General features: G+C 42.7%; 18 protein-coding genes and 2 tRNA genes. 8 read left to right on the top strand and 12 right to left on the bottom strand.

Going from position 1 to position 20591, the window contains the following annotated elements; all coding sequences use genetic code 11:
- Positions 1–634 precede the first annotated feature (634 nt).
- Genes TRQ7_RS06880 through TRQ7_RS06870 form a run of 3 tightly spaced genes read left to right on the top strand, consistent with a single transcriptional unit; the run spans position 635 to position 5528 of the window.
- Complete coding sequence (locus tag TRQ7_RS06880) at positions 635–2419, top strand: radical SAM protein (protein ID WP_004081533.1); 1785 nt, start codon at positions 635–637, stop codon at positions 2417–2419.
- A complete protein-coding gene (locus tag TRQ7_RS06875) occupies positions 2412–4340 on the top strand; it encodes a hypothetical protein (RefSeq protein ID WP_041844301.1) in 1929 nt (642 codons plus the stop codon). The genes TRQ7_RS06880 and TRQ7_RS06875 overlap by 8 nt, the downstream gene beginning before the upstream one ends.
- 15 nt (positions 4341–4355) lie before the next feature.
- Positions 4356–5528 (top strand): MFS transporter, encoded by a 1173-nt coding sequence (locus TRQ7_RS06870; RefSeq protein WP_004081535.1) that lies wholly within the window; start codon positions 4356–4358, stop codon positions 5526–5528.
- A gap of 252 nt (positions 5529–5780) precedes the next feature.
- On the opposite strand, the gene TRQ7_RS06865 is transcribed toward TRQ7_RS06870, so the two are convergent.
- The gene (locus TRQ7_RS06865) at positions 5781–6059 is read right to left on the bottom strand and encodes a hypothetical protein (RefSeq protein WP_041844563.1); all 279 of its coding nucleotides are present in this window, start codon (positions 6057–6059) and stop codon (positions 5781–5783) included.
- A 402-nt stretch (positions 6060–6461) separates the two neighbouring features.
- Positions 6462–6536 (bottom strand) — tRNA-Glu (locus TRQ7_RS06860).
- Positions 6537–6659: 123 nt separating this feature from the next.
- Here TRQ7_RS06860 and TRQ7_RS06855 point away from each other — a divergent pair.
- A tRNA-Pro gene (locus TRQ7_RS06855) sits at positions 6660–6736 on the top strand.
- 25 nt (positions 6737–6761) lie between these two features.
- Here the strand turns inward: TRQ7_RS06855 and TRQ7_RS06850 are convergent.
- Positions 6762–7022 carry a FlhB-like flagellar biosynthesis protein gene (locus TRQ7_RS06850; protein WP_041844300.1) on the bottom strand — a complete coding sequence of 87 codons (261 nt, stop codon included), beginning with the start codon at positions 7020–7022 and terminating at the stop codon, positions 6762–6764.
- The gene (locus TRQ7_RS06845) at positions 7009–8169 is read right to left on the bottom strand and encodes a flagellar hook-length control protein FliK (RefSeq protein WP_041844299.1); all 1161 of its coding nucleotides are present in this window, start codon (positions 8167–8169) and stop codon (positions 7009–7011) included. The genes TRQ7_RS06850 and TRQ7_RS06845 overlap by 14 nt, the downstream gene beginning before the upstream one ends.
- 60 nt (positions 8170–8229) lie before the next feature.
- On the opposite strand from TRQ7_RS06845, the gene TRQ7_RS06840 reads away from it, so the two are divergent.
- From TRQ7_RS06840 to TRQ7_RS09750, 3 genes are read left to right on the top strand one after another with little or no spacing between them, the layout of a single operon-like run.
- Positions 8230–8943, top strand: a complete 714-nt coding sequence (locus tag TRQ7_RS06840; protein WP_041844298.1) for a YdcF family protein — start codon at positions 8230–8232, stop codon at positions 8941–8943.
- 4 nt (positions 8944–8947) lie between these two features.
- Positions 8948–9454, top strand: coding sequence for a DUF996 domain-containing protein (locus tag TRQ7_RS06835; RefSeq protein ID WP_041844297.1), 507 nt, complete (start codon positions 8948–8950; stop codon positions 9452–9454).
- A gap of 26 nt (positions 9455–9480) precedes the next feature.
- Positions 9481–10656, top strand: coding sequence for an HD-GYP domain-containing protein (locus tag TRQ7_RS09750; protein WP_041844296.1), 1176 nt, complete (start codon positions 9481–9483; stop codon positions 10654–10656).
- Here the strand turns inward: TRQ7_RS09750 and TRQ7_RS06825 are convergent.
- From TRQ7_RS06825 to TRQ7_RS06810, 4 genes are all read right to left on the bottom strand, one after another.
- Positions 10634–11401 (bottom strand): MBL fold metallo-hydrolase, encoded by a 768-nt coding sequence (locus TRQ7_RS06825; protein WP_041844295.1) that lies wholly within the window; start codon positions 11399–11401, stop codon positions 10634–10636. The two genes, TRQ7_RS09750 and TRQ7_RS06825, sit on opposite strands and share 23 nt — an antisense overlap.
- A 51-nt stretch (positions 11402–11452) precedes the next feature.
- Positions 11453–11662, bottom strand: a complete 210-nt coding sequence (locus TRQ7_RS06820; RefSeq protein ID WP_015919582.1) for a DUF5320 domain-containing protein — start codon at positions 11660–11662, stop codon at positions 11453–11455.
- Positions 11663–11667: 5 nt separating this feature from the next.
- Entirely contained in the window at positions 11668–11874 is a 207-nt protein-coding gene (locus TRQ7_RS06815) for a DUF5320 family protein (protein WP_038067528.1), read from the bottom strand.
- 69 nt (positions 11875–11943) lie between these two features.
- Positions 11944–13641: an HD domain-containing phosphohydrolase gene (locus TRQ7_RS06810; RefSeq protein WP_038067525.1), complete on the bottom strand. Its 1698-nt coding sequence runs from the start codon at positions 13639–13641 to the stop codon at positions 11944–11946.
- 63 nt (positions 13642–13704) lie between these two features.
- Here TRQ7_RS06810 and pelF point away from each other — a divergent pair, with 63 nt between their 5' ends.
- Complete coding sequence (pelF, locus tag TRQ7_RS06805; protein ID WP_041844294.1) at positions 13705–15117, top strand: GT4 family glycosyltransferase PelF; 1413 nt, start codon at positions 13705–13707, stop codon at positions 15115–15117.
- On the opposite strand, the gene TRQ7_RS06800 is transcribed toward pelF, so the two are convergent.
- From TRQ7_RS06800 to TRQ7_RS06785, 4 genes are read right to left on the bottom strand one after another with little or no spacing between them, the layout of a single operon-like run.
- Complete coding sequence (locus TRQ7_RS06800) at positions 15086–15883, bottom strand: hypothetical protein (RefSeq protein WP_041844562.1); 798 nt, start codon at positions 15881–15883, stop codon at positions 15086–15088. The genes pelF and TRQ7_RS06800 overlap by 32 nt on opposite strands.
- Positions 15849–17045, bottom strand: coding sequence for a GAF domain-containing protein (locus tag TRQ7_RS06795; RefSeq protein ID WP_015919578.1), 1197 nt, complete (start codon positions 17043–17045; stop codon positions 15849–15851). The genes TRQ7_RS06800 and TRQ7_RS06795 overlap by 35 nt, the downstream gene beginning before the upstream one ends.
- Positions 17042–18418 (bottom strand): exopolysaccharide Pel transporter PelG, encoded by a 1377-nt coding sequence (gene pelG, locus TRQ7_RS06790; RefSeq protein ID WP_015919577.1) that lies wholly within the window; start codon positions 18416–18418, stop codon positions 17042–17044. Before pelG ends, TRQ7_RS06795 begins: the two co-directional genes overlap by 4 nt.
- Complete coding sequence (locus TRQ7_RS06785) at positions 18408–20531, bottom strand: DUF2194 domain-containing protein (protein WP_236681689.1); 2124 nt, start codon at positions 20529–20531, stop codon at positions 18408–18410. The genes pelG and TRQ7_RS06785 overlap by 11 nt, the downstream gene beginning before the upstream one ends.
- Positions 20532–20591: the final 60 nt, after the last annotated feature.

The following is a 20591-nucleotide window of genomic DNA, read 5'->3' as shown; positions in this document are numbered from 1 at the left end:
AACTTGAAAACCATATAAGGTTTGATAAGGTGATGACAGGTGATCAGAATGCGAAGGGTTTTGATGATAATCTTTTTGATACTCGTTCTCCTGTCTACAATCATTTTCGCTGACAAAGTGAAGACAGATAACGAAACGCATTCCTGGAAAAGTGAGATTACGGAACAGGTTCAGGTTGCACCCAAAAGTGCAGCTACTTGTGAGGTTACTTTCAAAGGTTCAACTGCTGGAAATCAGAGTTTTTAACCCTTGTTCTGCTGTACGTAAAAAATCATTTTTATTTAAGTTCACAGAAATTTTGCGATCTAAAAAACAGCCCTGTAAGTTCTTTTCAAATCATTGAAGAATTTTCTTTAAAACTTGAAAACCATATAGGGTGTTTTAGCATCTGTGCGGGGGGTGAGAAATATTGGCACCGTGCAGATGTGGGAAAGTTCCTGAGTTGTTGAGGAGGATTTTGATTCTGATGGCAAGACAGACGCAGGGAACGAAATGCAAACTTTTTGAGAGAGTGTATATAATATCTTTTAATATACTTTTTAGGAGAAGCGAAAAAGACCGATGGCTCAAGTGAGAGGTAAAGGATGAAAATTTGTACAAAGGGCAAGAAATGGTTCATTTTGGGGGATGAAACATGAGAACTTCTCTTCTTTATAAGATCAAGGAAGAAGAAAGAATACTTCCTTCCAAAAATTTAAAAGGCAATGAAATCATCTTCATTCTGGCTTTTCCTGACATATACAAGTACGGTTTGCCGAATCTAGGAATCCAGACCCTGTATAAAGAGCTGTATCTTAGAGATGATGTTGCTGTTGATAGGTATTACACAGACGAAGATCAGCCTTTCTCTTTCGAATACGGTTTCAAACTAAAAGATAGTGATTTCATAGGTATTAGTTTTCAATACGAAGGAATCGTGTTAAATGCTTTCAAAATATTGAAAGCAGGTTCTATACCATTGATCAATCTTCTCAGAGAAGAGAACGATCCCATTATAATAGGTGGAGGACCTGTAGCTAATTATAATCCACTGCCGTTATCTCTAGTTTGTGATGTCATAGTCTTAGGAGAGGCAGAAGAGGCTATTCATAAAATCATAGATTCATACAAAGTTTATCGAAATGTAAAAAGAAAGCGTATGAAATTCCTGCAGGCTGTCTCTCAAATAGAAGGGATTTACGTGCCTTGTATTCACGGTTTTTTCCAAACGGGTATGGTGAAACAAACCAGTCCTGTTGATATAAACGAACATCCAGCACATAGTATATTCGTTACTAAAAATACCGTTTATGAGGAAAGAGTTTTTTCTATAGAAGTGAGACGAGGATGTACCCAAAGATGCAGATTTTGTTATATGGGGCATAGGTTAAAACCACCTAGAACTTTAAGATGGGAAACATTCAAGAAAATAGTTGATCTAGCAATTGATCAGTGCAATGTGGAAATAATTAAACTCTTCTATGAAGGACTAGAAACTAGGATTGTAGAGCATTATCTTGAATACATCATTAAAAAAGGAGGGAGAGTGAGGATCGGTTCTCAGAGATTAGAAAAATTGTCGAAGCGGATAATAGAGATTGCTGCAATTTCCGGCCAAAGAAAGATAACTGTAGCACCAGAAACGAGCGGAAGATTACGCAAAGTAATAGGTAAACACGAAATAAAGGATGAGGAAATATTGGAAGTGGTTAGGATCTCTTCCCTCTATGGCATACCAGATTTCGGTCTTTACTTTATCTTAGCCATACCTGGCGAGACATTTGAGGATTTAGATAAGATAGCAGATCTTATAATGAAGGTTCGGCATCAAATGAACAAACTAAAGAATACTGATGGGCGCTTGGAAATAGGTATAAATCCTTTATATCCTAAACCTTTCACTCCTTTCCAGTATGTGAAACTTCCGTCGCTTAAGAATATTGAGGACAGATTTCTTTACATTGTAGAGAAAGTTAAAAAAGAAGGATTTCCTGTGGTTATATCAAATGATGTTGTTGACGAAAAAGTGGAAAAAAGACAAAAAGATGAAAATGAAAATGAGTCGCTTGTAAAATTTGAAACAACGGTGTTTCATCCAATTTCTTTACTCCAACCAATGATTTCAAGGGGAGGATTAGAAATAGCTTTCTTGCTACACTATTTGCATAGCAAACGCTTCAATACTGTCAGTGATCTTGAGAATCTCCTGAATGAGTTTGGTATAAATGCAGCTTGGTACTTTGAGGAATATATTGATAAATACTGTCCTTGGAAGATCCAGAAAACTTTAATATCAGAAGATTATCTATTAAAAGAATATTTTAAGGCTTTGAACTTTATATCAACAGATGAGGAATGTAAGTTAAATTGTTCTCAATGCTTTAATCGATGTATTGATATATCGACGACCAACTATCAGGGGGGAATGTCGAATGCTTGAGATTGTGGCCTTCAGAGGGGATGAATATGGTCTTTCAGCCAGGATACTGGCTGATTTTCTCGATGAATTCAGAATCCATGAAATGTCCCCCGATAACTTCAACGGGAAAGAAGAGATAGAAAATGACTTCATAATCGTGTGCAATCCAAAACTGCTGACGGAAAATTTCCTGAGGCAGGCGTATGAATACTCCAGAGACAGGGGCATTTACTTTGGAGTCATATCTGCCCTCTCCATCGATCTGCTGAGAGAAAAACTCGCAAATTACCAGGAACAGATCTCACTTGATCCCCAGCAGTATCTTATAATCTTGAGGAAGGAAAACAAAAGTATAAAACACAGACTCAACGCGGAAGTTTTCACGCGGTACGAAAGCACGGTGGACAACTTCGACAGAGTGAAGCACAAAAAGCTCTGTTTGAGCATGGTGATAGATGGAAACAGAAGGCATCTGCATCTGAGTGACGGAAAGATCTGCGGAATCAACAGAGACATCCCTCTGGAAGAGATTTACAGATACTTCCCGGACTGTCAGAACTGCGAATATGAGAGGGTTTATGCTCAGGATGTTCAGGCTGAGTGTATCTTCATGGACTCGTGCTCAAGCACTCTCATTTCCACCTCAGAGAAGGGAGAGTACATAAACGTTGGAATGAACTTTTTGAAGAACGCAAAGGTCCTCATCAGCTCTTACAGGCCAAAACAAGGCTATAACAGTGAGGCTCTTCTTTTCCATCATCTCATCTCTCACGGATTCGAGGCAGGAGAAGTGCTCTACATTCTGAACACGAACTCCTACAACCACTGCTCGGACTACCTTCCGTACATACTCTACGGCTTTCCAAACGCAAAGGTGACCATTCCAGAAAAACTGGAAGTGGACAGGCTGAGAATGGGGAAAAGCGAGATCGTTTTAGAAATCGACAGAATTGCTGGGATGAGGCTTTTAGAGATTCATGCAGGAGAGGATATTCTCAATGAAGTATTGAAAAGGCAGTTCTATGTGTTTTCCAGCGACGAGATAAGGAAGGACGTGTTCTACTCGGTGATACCCTATCCGCTCAAAAACAGTATCAAACTCTTTTTGTATTCATGGGAAGAAGTGAATGGGCCGTTGAGAATTGTTTTCGGAGTGGGGAAAAGGCTAAGAGAAGATGTGTATTCAAAAAGATATTTCAACATGAGAAAACTGGAACTTCTGGGATTCAGGCACAAGAAGATTCAGAATCAGGTTCACGATTACTTCTCGAAGATAAACGAGCAAACGGAGGTTCTGGACGAAGCAAACAGAAACCTGAAAAACTTCGATTTGCACAGATTGAGTAAGAATCTGTCAGCAGTGGAGGAGAGAATCTACAACCTTCTGGCCGATCATCTTCTTTCACAGAATCCGAAGTTTTTCATAGAGGTGTACGGCGAAAACATGACGGTCAGATGTGCAGAAGAAGACCTTCACAAAACCATCAGGTGTCCGTACTGTGGTAATTACCTGTCAATAAAAGAGAGCGAAAACACTCTCGTACCCATGAAAAGATACTCTGGATTTTGCAGCAACTGTCACAACGTTTTCGACACCGAGAGCGTTCATCCCCCGAAGTATCCTGAGATAGTCCTTGTTCACGAACAACCCGACAGAAAGATCTTCTCTGTGAAAGTCTGGAACGAAAATGTCCACACCACGAACAACCTGGTGTGTTTCAATCTGTGGTGTGAGAACAGAAGCGAAATGGAGAACATTTACCTGAGCAGAGATTTTCAGGTCTTCACGCTTGAGCCTGGTGGGGAGGAAAAGTTCGAAGTCGAGGTGGCCCTGAAAGAGACGGATCAGAGACTCAACAAGACCTATTGCCTTTATGTTTACTGGTTTGAAGACTTCAATCTCAGTGTCAGCACCTACACCTTCAGATTGAAGAACGTATAGAGGGGGTGAAAGGAGTTGAACAGAAACCTCCTTCTTTTCGCCTCCGGTTCGTTCGTTTCGCTGATCGGCACCAGGATCTATCAGGTTGCGCTGGCGTGGTGGCTCTACTCGAAAACCGGTTCAAGCGAATACGTGGGCCTCTTCATGATATCCTCTTTCCTTCCCGCCATAATAGTGAGTCCCTTCGCTGGAACGGTGGTGGACAGGCACAGCAGAAGAAACATGATGGTTGTGATGGATATTCTCAGGGGAGTTCTGTTCATGTATCTGTTTCTCATGGAATATTTCTCAGAGTTAACGATGGCGCTTCTTCTGATCGTCACCGTTCTTGTCTCCGTGTTCGATTCTTTCTTCAATCCAGCAGTTGATTCCCTGCTTCCCGATCTGGTCAGAAAAGAAAACCTGGTCAGGGCGAATTCACTCTACAGGTTGCTGAAGAACCTCTCAAAAATACTTGGACCTGCCCTTGGAAGCCTCCTTCTGAAGGTAGTGGGACTTGCAGGAGTGATTCTCATAAATTCTCTGTCCTTTTTGATTTCAGGAATCTTTGAGATGTTCATAAAGGTTGAAGAAAAGCATTTGAAGAAAGTGTCGAAGGAAAGAAATATGTGGCAGGACATAAAATCTGCTCTTTTGTACATAAGATCGGTGAGGTTCATCCTGGTGACGATACTGGTCATTGCCATCATGAACTTCTTCACAGGTTCAATGCACGTTCTGCTACCTGAACACGTCTCGAAACTGGGAAAGAGCGAGTGGGTCTATGGAACGTTGATGAGTATGCTGTCGTTTGGGGGACTGATAGTCACATTTCTGATGGCAACGATAAGAACAAGAGCCAGCGTGAAAACCCTGGGTTTGAATCTGGTGGGGTACGGGCTGGCTGTTTTCGTGTTTGCCATGACGGGTAACCATTGGCTTATGTTTGCCATGTATTTCCTCATTGGAATCTTTCAAACCCTTTTCAACATAAACGTTATCACACTGCTTCAACTGGCAATACCGGAGGAAATGAGGGGAAAGATCTTTTCCCTGATCTCAGCCGTATCTTTCTCGCTACTGCCCGTTTCCTATGGTTTCTTTGGATTTCTCTCCAGTTACGTTGCAACGGCGCACATCTTCATAACCACTTCCATGGCGCTCATCGCAGGAGGCGTGCTGATTTCTCTTCAGAGGTTTGAGGGGTGAGCGGTTGAAATATCAAGAAGATCTGTTTACCAGCATCAATGAGTGTAATCAAAGGACCGTGATACCAAACACTCCTAATAATAAAATAACGAAAAGGAGCATTACTACTCCTTTTCTTTGGTTGTGAGTGATTTTGCTTTATCTTGTTTGACAAAGTAAATGCGTGTAGGAACTGAATAATATCTCGTCACTCTTTCAGTATCATCTCCCACCAAACTTCTTTGATTCAAAGGTAAGCCACAAAGGCTCACCTCACTGCCAACCAAGCTTCACAACCCAAAAATCAGCGCTTCCATGATTTCCAGTCACATCTCCATCGTTTGATTTGGTAAATCCAGCCACTATGTATCCTCCATCTGTTGTCTGCTGAACTGAGTAAGCTACATCCACATCAAATCCGCCCAGGGCTTTTTGCCAGATGATTTCTGGCTCAGTTTCTGGGGCCGGTTCAGGTGGCTGTGTCCCTACGCAACCTGGAAGAACCACAATTAGCACTATGCCAATCAACACAGTGATGAACACTCTTCCCATAAAAATCCCTCCCCTTGATAATTGGCAATGTGAACCTGCCCCTACTGCTTTCGAAAAGTCCATACCGTATCGACACCTTTTCACACATCTGCAAGATGAAGTTTGTCATAATTATATCACTTTGTCATAGGTATGTAATACCCCTCACTCCTAAAGTACAGATGTGCTTCTTCAAAAACTTCGCCCTTTCTACGAATCAATAAATCCTCTCCATCAAGAGATTGAGTTCCAACCTTTTCTGATATCCCCTCTTTATCATCCCCTCACCCTCTTTCACTGAATTATATTTCTCTGTGTTTCAACCCTGGAACAATTTGATGAGTAAAAAACAAAAAGCCCGGCCATTTCGACCGGGCTGTCCTGTTTGGAGCTCTCTTTCACAGCGAACTTCAGGATATTGCCTGGTAGCCCCACGGGGAATCGAACCCCGACCTCCGGACTGAGAATCCGGCGGACTGGCCGTTATCCTATGGGGCCACTCCAGAGTGATTTTAAACCATTTTCAGGGAAAAATCAAGAGGGGTTTTCGAGAAGTTCGTGACGACCTTTCCAGATCCAGGTGTTGAAATCCCACGGGTCTGTGATAAAATATATAAACGGCGGGGCGTAGCGCAGGTGGCTAGCGCGCTTGCATGGGGCGCAAGAGGTCGCTGGTTCAAGTCCAGTCGCCCCGACCAGGGTCCCCAATTTGCGGGGACCTTTTTATTTGTCGTACTTTTTCAGAAAGGCGTATATCTCAGCGATGACAAGATACATCTCCTCCGGGATTTCAGAAAAGAGTTCCAGCCTGAGAAGGTCATCCACCAGGTCCGGCCTTTCTTCTATAGGTATTCCATATCTTTTCGCTATCTCGATGATTTTCTCCGCTACCTCCCCCACACCCTTTGCAACAACTTCTGGTGCGTTCATCGAAGAAGGATCGTACCTCAACGCAACGGCCTTCCTTATATCATCCGTACGCATTGAATCCCTCCCAGAGCATGGGATCTTTCTTGGAAAAGAAGAGTTGAGCAAAAAGACCGATCGACTCAAGATCTTTTCTGAGTTCCTCTGCATGAGAAGAAAGTTCCTCTAGATTTCTTTCCGCGTAGAATCTGACAGAAAGGTTCCTTTCTTCCAGGAAGATGTCTGCGGCCACCTTTCCAAAGCGATGCGTGTTCACCACGAGGATGATCCTGTTTGATTTTTTCTCCCACCATGCCTCAGATATTCCAAACAATGGCAGAGAAAGAAATCTGACATCTTCGTTCAGAAGGTCGTTGATCAGAAAGACAGCGTCCATCACACCCTGGTTCGATATTTTCTCTGGTCTTGGAACGATCTCTCTGTCAGGAAGATCGAACTCCAAAACCTCCTTTCCTTGCCAGATCAAACTCCAGGAAGATCCTCTCTTTTCAACGGTGACGTTTCCCTTCAAAAAGTCTTCAAGGAAAGAAAGATCCACATCTTCCTTTACACTGAAGGAAACAGAGGGAAGGACTTCTTTTTTGAACACGATCAAAAGCGTTCTTTCTTTGAAAGGGATCAACATGTAACGCCCTTTCGCGATGCCTTTTTCAAAAGAAAGATCGATCTGATACACATCGTGATCCTCGTTGCTTAAAACAACCCTTCGCATGGAAATGGCTCTTTTCAGAACTTTCTCGTCAACGTCGAAGGCTGTTTTCCTGAAATTCTCATCGACGAACCTGAAGAACTCTCGAAGTGAAAACTTTCTGGGAAATGCTACAGCTTTTGCCTCAAGTGCTTTTGGGAGAAATTCCTTCAGAATTTTTTTCTTTTCTTCGGTTATTCTCAGAAAACGGCCAGGAACAAGATGTTTCACGAACATCTTCAAAAAGTGGACGTACTTTTTCTCAAAGCCCGAGGATATCTCGTAAAGAAAACCTAGAAGACCTGGCGTTTTGAAGATTTTGAGGGCCAGTTCCTCATCGAAGTGTGCTAAAAGCTTTGCACGGGTTTCTTTTCCCGTCAGTAGCCTGTTGCGCCATACCCGAACACTCTCTCCAACCTTCGGGATCTTGCCGTTTATCTCCAGAACGAGCACACTGTTCTTTTTCGACAGAACAAGCACGTTGCCGTACCTTCCCACGACCTTCCAGATGTCCATTCGCTCGCCCCCGTTATGATTATCGACATTTCGGTTAAAATCGTGAATGGAGGTGAAAGTGTGTTCCTTCAGAAAACGATCGGAGCTTTTCTTGTCACTCCCGGGATTTTCATTCTGATACTTCTTCTTTCGGTCGTCTTTTTCAGGAAAGGTCGCTGGCTTTTTGTCCTTCTGGCAGCTTTCCTTTACGTTTTGAGCAGCTATCCAGGAGAGTTTCTCTTTCTTCGCCCGCTCGAAGAGGATCTAACTGTGCCAGAAGGTTTTCCTCAAAACGGTGTCATCGTCATCCTCGGTGGTGGGGTGGAGAGGAACACAAAAACCGGCGACAGCCTGAGCGACTCTACCCTGAGGAGAATTCTCACAGGGTTTCAAGTGTACAGAAGAACCAGATTTCCCATCGTTGTCACAGGTGGGAGCCTGTCCAGCCTGAAACCAGAAGCCATGATCATGAAAGAATACCTGCTATCTCTTGGTGTACCTGAAAAGAACGTTCTCGTTGAGAACAGATCAAGAAACACCTATGAAAATGCACTCTTTACAGAGAAACTGATCGGGGACGTCCCGGTTGTGCTTGTGACCGATTCAATCCATATGAGAAGGGCGCTCTACACCTTTAAAAAGTTCTTCAGCGAGGTTGTGCCGTACCCTGCCGGTTGTTATTTCGGAAAGCCTGAATTTGTCGATTTCCTGCCGAGTGCGACCTCTTTTTATCTGAACTCCCGAGCTATATACGAGTGGATCGGTCTTGTCTGGTACAATCTGAGAGGGAGGTGACGGTATGGATCTTTCAACGGCGAAAACGCTGGCAGGAATCGGTATGGTCCTCGAATTGCTCGGTGCTATTCCTGCTGTGGGATGGATCTTCTCACTCGTTGGGCTCATTTTGTTTCTCATCGGTATCTACAACATCTCGCAGATTACAAAAGAGAAGAGGATATTCAATTACCTTCTGATTCCCGCAGTTTTGCTACTTATCGTTTCTGTGGTCTTTTCTGTTGCCCTCTTCAGTGCCATCTTCACAGCGGAACTATTCGCCAGTGGAATTGCTGCTGCAGGTTTTGTCACCGTTGTCGTTCTTGGAATCATCGCTCTCGTCTATAAAGTGAAGGCCTACAGAATTCTCGCTGAGACTTTGAAAGTGCCCATATTCAACACCGCCGCTTCTTTTTACAAATGGGGTGCGATTCTTTTGGTTGTCTTTGGAATTGGATTCATCCTCATGTTCGTCGGTGATATACTTGCGATCGTGGGTTTCTTCTCAAAGCCATCAGAGGAGGTATCCTGAACACAGAGTTGCTGGAGGGATAGTAGTTGTACCTGGCACGCTACAGATGGATATTTGTGATCTCTGCACTGCTCATATTCATGATAGTTGCACTCATTCAGGTTCATTATCAGAGGAAAATGGAGAAATATCAACTCAGAGTCTTCCAGACCATCGTTCAGCGCTCTGTGGATCTTGTATCGAGTGGGTACTTTCAGTGGACAGAGTTGAAAGAGGCCATAGAAAGAAACGATGAGGAGTTCATGGAAGAAGCGTTCGAAGAGATCAGAAGTCTCGATCCGTACATAAAGGAGATCAAAATTTTAAACGTTCCACCGGACTTCAAAGAAGAGTACTACAGAATAGAATCCGATGGAGAAAAACTCTGGGCGCTGTTCAAGATATACGACAGCATGGGAGAGGAGTTGATACCGAATAAGACCGCGTACGTGGAGTGGGATGTGAATGGTATTCTGGATACGATTGGTGCTTCTGTGATGTTCCAGAAGGGCGGAAAAAAGACCTTCTGGAATCTGGAGTATAAAAGCAGAGTCAGAGGTAGCTGGCTTCCTGTTTCTTTCTGGAGTTCACTTGGAGGTTTGATATTGATCGTCGTTCTGCACTCTATTTTTGTAAAATTTGTACTGAGTCTACACTACGAAACAGAGGGGCTCGAAAGGCTGGTTTCCATCGTTGGAAGAAAAGATCGCTACACTGCTGAACACTCCAGAAACGTGGCAAAAATAGCATGTCTCATAGGAGAAAAGATGAACCTCAAAAGAAAAGAGTTGAAAATTCTTGAAATAGCGGGACATCTGCACGATATAGGAAAGATCGCTGTTCCAGAGCATATTCTGAACAAACCTGGAAAACTCAGCGATGAAGAGTTCGAGATAATCAAAAAACATCCAGTGGTTGATGCAGACATACTGAGGGAGTATCCCGAGTTGTCCTTCACTGTACCTGTTGTCCTTTATCACCACGAAAGAATGGATGGCTCTGGATATCCCCTCGGGTTGAAAGACAAAGAGATACCTATTCTTGCAAGGATCCTTGCGGTGGCAGACGTGTTCGATGCTCTTACCAGCGATAGACCGTACAGAAAGGCTATGAAACCAGAAGACGCTCTCTCACTCATGAAGAAAATGCCGCTGGATCAGAAGATGGTCAGTATACTTGAAAAACACCTTTCAGAATTCATCAATTTGAAACTTCAAAAGTAACCCCAGCACGGCATTCCAGTAGATTTCCCTTGAATCTTTCTTTGAAAATGTCCACAGCCTTTTTTCCTGTACAGTGACATGGTGCTACAGTTTTCACATCGATCTTGTTGAAGAGCTCTACGATATCTTCTATTTCCCTTTCGGAGGATCTCAAAAGATGAAATCCCCCCAGTACCAGATGAATCTTCTTTTTAAACGTTTCCACAGCGTCCAGTACTATGTTGTCTATTCCGCGATGAGAGCACCCTGTAACGATGATCAATCCTCCCTTTGAATCCACCACCAGCGTTTGTTCGTCTTCGAAAAGATCTATCTTCCTTTCCTTTCCCACAAGAAACTCTCCAGAAAAGACTCTGTTTCTCAGGTTTGCAGGTCCCATAAGAAATACTCCTGGTTTGATTTCAACCACCTTTTCGCTTACAAATCGAGTTTCGTTCTTCGAAAGAACCTCTTCCCACTCAAAAGGAGCGCCTATGTATCTATCACCGGAATATTTTGGTTTCAGGGCTTTTTTCCTGATCCACAAACGCTTTCCGGTCAAAAGCAAAAGGCCACCAACGTGGTCGTAGTGACCGTGACTTATGACCACATCCTCTGGGAGATTTACACCGAATCTTTCAGCGTTCTTTAAAAACACACTGGATTTTCCCGTATCGAAAAGAACGGAATCCACCAGCGCGGAAAAGCCGTGTTCGTGTTCGAAGTCCCCCAGGGACGAGTCGTCACACAGGATATATATGCGCACTTTTTTCCCTCCACTTGAAAAATACTCAGGGGGACTGTTGCCCCCTTCGTTTCACCACCAGCCTCTCCAGCCCCAGCCTCTTCTGTGTCTCCAGGCAAGACCCATTCCAAATCCCCATCCTCTTCTCCAGCCCCATCCAAAGCCTCTCCACCACATCCAGGGTCTTACCCAGCCCCACGGGCCAGTGTATCTGCACCATCCAAGTCCTCTGCCGGTCATCGGTCCCAGACCGAGTGGACCCGTTCCATCAAGCCTTGGCATATTACTCACCTCCTGTTTTCGAGTTCTTTCAATCTTTCCTCAACATATCTGAGTTCTTCTTCAAGAAACCTTTTGTAGTCCAAGAGCATTTCTTTTTCTTCTTCAGGAGTAGGCGGTGTGGGAGGATACTCGAAGTAAAACCACCACGGCCCTCCAAAACCGAATCCTCCTCTCCATCCTCTTCTCCAGCCAAATCCTCTGCCCCACCACATATTCTCACCTCCTATATATGTATTTTACATATATAGGATAAGAAGTCAAGTCTTCCACAGAGAAATTCATTATTCAGAGGAGACTTTTTCCCAGATCTTTCTGATCTCCTCGTGATAGTTTTTGAATATCTCGATCAATCTGGGATGAAACTGAGACGGGGTGGTCTTTTCATCTCCCTCGAGTATCACCTTCACAGCCTCTTCGTGTGTCAATGCTCTCTTGTAGGGTCTTTCCGATCGGAGAGCATCGTAGACATCGACCAGTTTGACAACCTGGGCCTCTATTGGGATATCATCGTCTTTCAACCCGAAGGGATATCCTGTTCCATCGTAGTTTTCGTGATGGTACAGTGCGATGTTTTTTGCCACTTCCAGTTCTTTGCTACCGGAGAGCAGTTCTCCTCCCCAGATGGTGTGCTTCTTCATGATCTCCCATTCCTCAGGCGTGAGTTTTCCCTTCTTGTTCAGTATCTCCTTAGGAACTTTTATCTTCCCTATGTCGTGAAGAGGTGCGTAGATGTAGATCTGACGCACAAGTTCAGATGGCAATTCCATCTTCTCGGCGAGAAACCTGGATATTTCCTGAATCCTTTTGACATGGCTTCCCGTTGGCTCGTCAAAACCCTCTACTATGTCTGCAAGTTTGTAAGCAAAGAATTCATAGGCTTCAGAGAGGGCTTTGCTCTTTTCTTCTATCTTCTGTGCCATTTTCTGGAGTTCGGAGTAAGACGCTTCCAGTTCCTCATAGGACGCTTCGAGTTCTTCTCTCTGGGATTCTATGATCGTTATCATGTCGGCCACGTTGTCTATCAGTTGATTGATTTCAAAAATGCTTGAGGATATTCCTGCGATATCGAAAACTCTGGAACGCAGGTACTCTTCTGCAGCACCCGAAAATTTCTCAAGCGGCTTTTCCAACTCTCTGTCGAGCAATCTTGTTATTCTTCTGACGATCGGAACAGAGAAAAGAAGCGAAAGTCCTATCACGTATCCCAGATGAAACAGAGAGTTTCTCAAGAAGGTGAGCAGCGGAACCTGCACAACGAAGAACATCTCACCCTTCTTTTTGAAAAAAGCAACACCGGAGATTTCCATTTTGAATCCTTCACTTGAAGATCTCAAATCTTCAGGATCGAGTCGAACGTAGATATCACCGTTTTGAAGAAGTACCGTACCATCATTTGAGGTCACATACATGCCAGAAAGCAAAAGATCTTTCATTACCCTTTCAGGAACGATATCGATCGCAAGAACCCCCAGAAAATTCCCTTCTTTGTCAAAGATGGCCCTTGAAATGCCGAATGTGACCACTCCAAGTATTCTGTGAGTGAAGGGAGGTGAGATGACGGAAGTATTGGGATTTTCAACGGCAGATCTATACCATGGTCTTTTCCTTGGATCATAATCGGAAGGAAAGTCGTAGGGAGGATAGATGTAATACTTTCCATCTGGAGTTGCAAAGATCGGGTAGGCTATGTAATCTCCAAAGTGCTCACGGATCAGTTTTAAAACTTCCAGAATATCTCCAGGATTTTTGAAGTCTCCAGGGCGAGCCACAAAGAAGTTGAGAGTGTTCTGGTAGTTGTCTATCACCCGGTACCATTCACCCGATATCAGATCGATCTTCTCAAACCAGGATCTTTTGTCGATCTGGAACGTGATCATGAACACAAAAATGGCCACAGCGATTGATATAATAAAAACGAGCAGCAGATTCCTTTTGTAAACGAGATCTCTTACGATCTCACTCAATCTTCGCTGTGACATCTTATCACCTCGATTTTTATTTTCTCATAAATCGAGTGTCTCATCAAATCAGGAGGAAAAAACATGAAGGTAGGTCTTGTTCTTGAGGGGACGTATCCTTATGTAACTGGTGGGGTTTCAAGTTGGGTTCACACGCTAATAATCAATCTTCCAGAGTTCGATTTTGAAATATACTACCTGAAACCCGACAACAAAGTTCGGAGTGTCAAATATGAAGTCCCATCTAACGTGATAGCAATTCACGAGTTAAATATATTCGGAGACTTCCAGCCGAAAATCTCTGGAAAAGTTGATTTTGATCCTCTAGAAAGGATAATATCTGAGATTTCTTCAGGAAAGGCGATCGAATCGATAATTCCATTTGCCATTGAATTCATCGAAAAAAACACAGGAAAAAGCATCAGAAAGATGCTTAAAACAAGAAGATTCTGGAGCATCATGGTGAAAATATACGAAAATTTCTTTTCTGAAAGAGGCTTTACCGAGTACTACTGGATGATAATGAACCTTTTTCTCCCTGTTATCAATGCCCTCCAATTCACCCCGGACAGATGCGATATTTACCATGTGCCAAGCACAGGTTATGCTTCTCTTGTTGGAATAAATGGGAAAGTGATTCATGGTTCTCCACTTCTGATAACGGAGCACGGCATATACCACAAGGAGAGAGAAAGGGAAATCCTTCTTTCTTCATGGGTTCCCGACAGTTACAAACCAATGTGGGTGCAACTCTTTAGAATTATGAGCATGATCGCTTATGAAATGTCGGATCTTCTGACCACACTTTCTAGAAAGAATCAGGCTTATCAGTTAAAACTCGGAGCAGATCCAGAAAAAATGATCGTGATACCGAATGCTATAGATGTTGATGCTTACTCACTCCCAAAAGAGCCACACGAGGGTTTCATAATAGGATTCGTGGGGCGTGTCTCCAGAATAAAGGATCTGAAGACTGCAATCAGGGCCATCAGCCTTGTTAAAGAGATGATCGGCCAGCGAGAAAAACTGAAGTTTCTTGTCATAGGACCTGCAGACGAAGAAGATTATCTCACAGAGTGCAAAAGAATGGTTGAAGTTTTGAAACTGGAAGACACCGTAGAGTTTCTGGGACCTCAGAATGTAAAAGAGTACTATCCAAAAATGGATCTACTTCTTCTAAGCAGTGTGTCGGAGGGTCAGCCTCTTGTAATTCTTGAAGCCATGGCGTCTGGGCTACCAATTGTTGCCACAGACGTAGGTTCGTGTAAGGAGATGCTGTACGACAGGGATGGGCAATGTGGTATTGTCGTTCCGCCGAAAGATCATTTCTCCATGGCAAAAGCCATAGTGAGGATTTACGAAGATAATGAACTGCGAGAGATGTTCTCAAAAAACACCCGTAGAGTGGTTCAAAAATACAGGCTCGACCGCATGATCGAAAGTTACAGAAAAATCTATCTTTCGCTCATTGAGAAAAGAGTTCCTTCAATTTCCTGACTCCCTCAATATCCTTCCGCTTCAAAAGTTCGATCATAAGCATTTTATATATCAAAGGAGACTTCGTCTTTTCCAGACCTTCCCATAAAACTGTCGGATCTTTATCCACCCTGTATTTCATCACGAAATACTTCTCATCCTTCTCCATTCTTCCGATTCGAGCCAGGATCGATTTTTTGTAGTATTTTTCAACTCCTCCTGTCAAAAAATCCGATTCGAGATAATCCCAGACTCTCCCGTAAAAAATTCTGGTTTCTTCAAAAGGAACTCCGGAGAGAAATTTTTCCACGTCTTCAAAAGAGCGTTCCACCTTTCCCGTACTTTCTGTTGCGTAGAGTACAACATCCGAATCGGAATCCTTCATCAACCTCTTGGAAACTTTCATGAACGTCTCCAGAGAGACCTCACCTCTTTCAACGTCTTCTGAAACTCTCAAAATCGTTTCGCGCCTGGTGGTTGCGTTTTCGAAGAATACACTTTCTTTCAGAGATTTTCTCGAAATCTTTCTGAGCACTTCCATTTCAGTTGTTTTTTCCATACCTTCAAACGGTGGTTTTTTCCTTTTAAGGGATACTATAAGGCCCAGAGGATAGGTCAGAGCAGCTATAAGTACCTGCGAAAGATCTCTGTTCACCAGAAAATTTATAACCAGATTCAAAAGAAAAATGACGAGCAGGAAGTCGTTTTTTCCGTTGATCCATAAACCAACGTTCAGAAGTCCTATAGAGAAGTTAATGAGATTCACAACTGACAAATTTGATCTCATCTATCTCACCTTCCAGACGCTTTTTAACTATGCCAAACCCGATTTCATCACATAGGGGAAGAAGTATCTTAAGAGAGACGTTGTCTTCATCCTCAAAGATTTTCACAGCCAGGTCGCTCTTTCTGAGAGCACTCAGGAGTTTTCTGAGGCTTCTTTTATTCAGTATCAAACAGGACTCTGTGAACGGAATACCGTATTGTATCTCGAGGGTTTTGTATTTTCTTTTTTCGTTCTCGTAGAACTCCGGTGGAAAGGTACCGTCATCCAGTCTGTACTTATCGTATCTGTGGAAGTCCAGCTTTCTCATCACCAGGTATATCCAATCTGCAAGAGACACAAGATACTCCTCTACCGTTTCAATCTCGAGCGTTTCTGCTTCCTCTACCGTTATCACTCCAAGTATCTCTTCATCAGTACCTATCTTCACAGCCAGCCACGGTTCATTCTGAGAAGAGACACTCTCTATAACATCAACAATACTACAAACTCCCTCTTTCAAAGCGTTTTCTACAACAACGGACTCTCCTTTCTTGAGTGAAAATCCAAGGTCTGGCTTTTCCGTTCCTGCTACAAATCTCAAAAAACCATCCTTGTATTCATAGATGAAAATCCTTTTCAAATCAAAGAACTCCGAAATCGTTTCAACGAATTTCTGGGAAAACTCCGCAAAATCATCCGTTGGAATTTCTCTCAGTTTCACAAGAAGCGAACTGATCCCTGCCCCTTCATAGAACATTTTGAGTTCCAGTGAGTTCAACTTCTTTCGTAGATCTTGAACAGTTTTACTTAACTCAGTCACATCGTTCTCCCTGTTTTTGAGATCTAAGGACAGACGTTCTATTTCTTTCACCCTTTTCTCGTTCATCAATGCAAGAACGGTAGATACACCGACAATTATGGAATTTGCCAGTGCAAAATCTTCAGGAAAGGCAAAACTCTGATCCCTCAACGTAATTGAAAGGATTACAGAAAAAGCGTAGGCCAACACATTGAACACGTGTACAACCAAATCGTACCTTACACTGAAGAAAAGAAGAGGAATCCAGTAAAAATTGAGAAAACTCTTCTCAAAGACATTCGTTTCGTATACGTAGTCAAAGAAGAAAACCACGGAATACGCGACAAGAACCTCCAGGAACCAGAGTTTTCTTCTTTTCCTCACTTTCTCAACTCCCCAAGTTTTTTAACCTCCACTTTGCTCTTCTCCAAACCCAGTGGTTGTTTCACATACTCTTCGTGAAGAAAATCTTTCGACCTGAACCGCAGAAGAAGATAAACAAATCCTGATGAAAAGGAAACGAAAAAACTGAGTCCAGGGAATTTTTCGATCGTCAAAACGGAAAGCAGGGTGTTTAACGTCAGCACCAGAGCAGAACTTTCAAAAGCAACCCAGTAATACTCCATATGAAGGACCAGAACAAGAAGCGACAGAAAAGATATATTCATACTCACACCCATACTGAGCCAGAAGAATATACCAACGAAATTCTCCGATAAATTGAACCACCCTCTGATAGGATGTGCCAGAAAGAAAGACGAAACAAGCGCTGCAAGATTCAGGGAAAGCATGCTGAAAAAGGCTTGTCTCAGAGAGATGGAAAGCTTTGCCATATTCTCTTTTATGGTTTTCAGAGGGGAGTTGTTCACAATGGACAACATGAGATTCTTATAGTCTCTTCTGAACACTGTTTCCATAGCAACGTTGAACACAGCAAGACTCGGTATAAAGAACAGAGCAGCAATAAACTTCGGTATATCGTACTCTGAAAACAAGAAAAACCCCGGAGATATCTCCTGGCCTTTTGCTTTCCAGATGATGAAGTTGTCGATCCAGATCGACAGGTAATAAAAATAGCCAACAAAGATCAACTGCGGATATTTTCCTGTCAGGGTCAGAAAACCAAATCCCATTCTTGTGGAATTTCTTAAGTAACTCAATACAAGATAGTTGAGCGCAAAGATGATCAAACCAATTCCCACGTCCAGCACCAGAAGGAGCTTTTCTGAAAAATCCGTCTGCCAGTATCTGGCAAGAAACACCGAAACTGAAAATCCAAGTATGAAAGAAAGCACGATCAAAGAACTCCTCTCAGTAACGGATGCAAACTGCATCTGTATCCACACAAGTGAAAAGCCAATCAACGCATAACAGGCAAGCACTTTCTGAACGGTGGAATATTGATCGTTCAAGATGAAGAACATCCATCCAACGACAAAAGACACCACAAAAACAAGAAGAACTGCTCCGATGTAACTTTCGTAGATTCTTCTGAAGTCCTTTCTGTAAATGCTGTCTGCCAGGAAACGGGATATCAGAAAAGACATTCCGCCTGAAATTATCATGGAGAATATGAGAGAGTAAGTCAAAACACCAAGGAAAAATGGGGAGGGAGAAAACCATCTGGAAACCCAGACTATGTAAAATAAGACAACCAGCCACGGGGCAAAGTATATGAACGTGGAATAAAAGAACGCTAGAGCGTCTGCAAAAAGGGTGTTCTTTGAAAAGAGCAAATCAAAACTCTTACCCGCCATTCAACAATACCTCCATTTTCCTTTCTTTCATCTCTATTACACACAAGCCATTTCTTTCATAGATCAACTCTCCACCTTGAATGGAAAAATCCTGATCACTCTTGAGGAAGAAATAGCGCGGGAGTTTTGCACGCGAATTCAATATCACATTTATTTTATCTTTATGATAAACGATTGTCGGTTTATTTTCGAAGTAATCTTTGAAGGTATCGTACAGTTCCTCAGGTGTCATATTTCTCAACCATGGGTAATTTCTTTTTATTACACGGAAAAATTCCCTCAGTTGTCCAAGCATGTACTCCCAGTTTCGGCTCTCCGGATTCCTGTTGGAACTGATCACATCGTCAGGATGGGTGAAATAATGGAAAGTTCCCATGTTCAAGAGAGTGGACATGGTTTCAACAAGAAGTCTCTGAACAGGATAGTGCCCACTTGTGGTCCTCGGCAAAATCAATACATCCTCGAAGATTTCGTACTCACTTGTTTCGGTTTCTGCCAAATAAGAAGTCCCAACGATCTTTATCGAAGGAAAGATCTCTTTCAAAATCTCTATACTTGCCTTATCAATTTCGTTGTTGGGAGCCACAAAAAAGAAAGGAACATACGATTTTGAAAGTTCATTCAGGAAAGTCTTCAAAGCTTTGTAAGAGATCTTCAATTCATCGGGATTCCAGTTTTTTTGTAGAGGAGGAAGATGGTTGTATCCATGCAAGCCCACATTCACATCCTTTGCTTCCAGAAGCGTCTTTAAAAAATCAAGAGTGACCCTGCTCTGCAAAAACTCAAGAAAACCAACGTACTCAGGTTTGTTGTTGTAACTTGTTATCAGCGCGGTAAACGGCCTCATAGAATACTCTTTGCACAGCTTTTTCATATCTTCCCACCAGATCTTGTAATAGAATATTTCATCCGTCGTACCCGTTATATCGTGCTTGATACCATAAGACGGAAGGGGAAAATCATCAAAGAAGATGGAAAAAACATTTACAATGGGAGAGACTATCAAACCAGATGAGACAAGAAATTCATTAAACAGAATTCCTCTGGACCACTTTTCGAGAAGATCGGGAGGAAAGTACACAAGAGTTCCCTTACCTCTTTTCACCATCCAGGAAACAGGTGTTCCGTCTACCGTCATGAAAACCTCTGCATCTTGAGGAGCAGGTCTGTAACTAACATAGTGATATCCCACGTTGATGTTTTCTGGGATGTAAAGATGCTTTTTCTCAAGTACAAGATTTCCAGTTATTGAATGTGTCCCCTTTCCAAGAAAAATAACACTTCCTCCGTTTTCAATGTAATTCTTCACGTCCTCTCTTTCCAGAAGAGTATCTTCGGTTATCACCACGCCCTTATAGTAAGAAAGAGGATACCTGGGCGATGTGTCCACTTCGAAAAGAGCATTCTCGAACGTCTTTTTTACATGAGTGTTCTCCTTCAAAAGAAGAATCCGGTTTGTTTTGTTGAAAAGAAGAATGTCTCTTACGATCTTTCCCAAATCTATCACGGCATTGCCTCTTTCGTCGAAAGCATGCTCAAAAATTGCCATTCCTCCACGTTCTCCATAAAAAATCACCGGGTAATTACCTCTGCTCGTCACGGCGTACATCAGAACTTTTACAGTCGGCGAAAAAATCGAAAATCCATCGAAAGATTTCCTCACGGGGAGTGTCACTCTTTTCAGGAGATATTCCTGATCGACTTTCAGATCTAGAACATCCTCCTGACGCCAGTTATACTCATAGCGAACACCGATAAGATTCAACAAAGCATTTATATCAGAAAGGCCAGGACTGTCTCCCGATGGATCTTCAAAGGCTCCAAGGTTGTTTATTACAAATATTTTTCCTCCGTTGAGAACGTATTCCGATAGTTTTTTCAGATAGATCTTTGCGTTTCTCATCTTCGAGGAATAATAACAGGTCACAACAAGATCGTACTCTGAAAGATCAGGCAGTTCTTTTTCCACATCAACCAGATCGTAATCTTCGTACAGGTTTTTCAGGACAGGGATAATATAAGATGAAAGCACATCAGTTCCATATCCATTCTCAGAACCTTTGTAAAGAAGGAGAGTCCTAGAAAGGGTCAGATAGGAGATCAAAAATAACATCACTAGGAACATCTTTTTCACATGAATCACCCCGGAGGTGGTTTCTACGAAAAGAAATTT

Origin of the sequence: Thermotoga sp. RQ7 (assembly GCF_000832145.1) — a bacterium.
Taxonomy (GTDB): domain Bacteria; phylum Thermotogota; class Thermotogae; order Thermotogales; family Thermotogaceae; genus Thermotoga; species Thermotoga neapolitana.
Note: the sequence above shows the minus strand (reverse complement) of the source record. Positions and strands in the feature narration are given on the sequence as shown.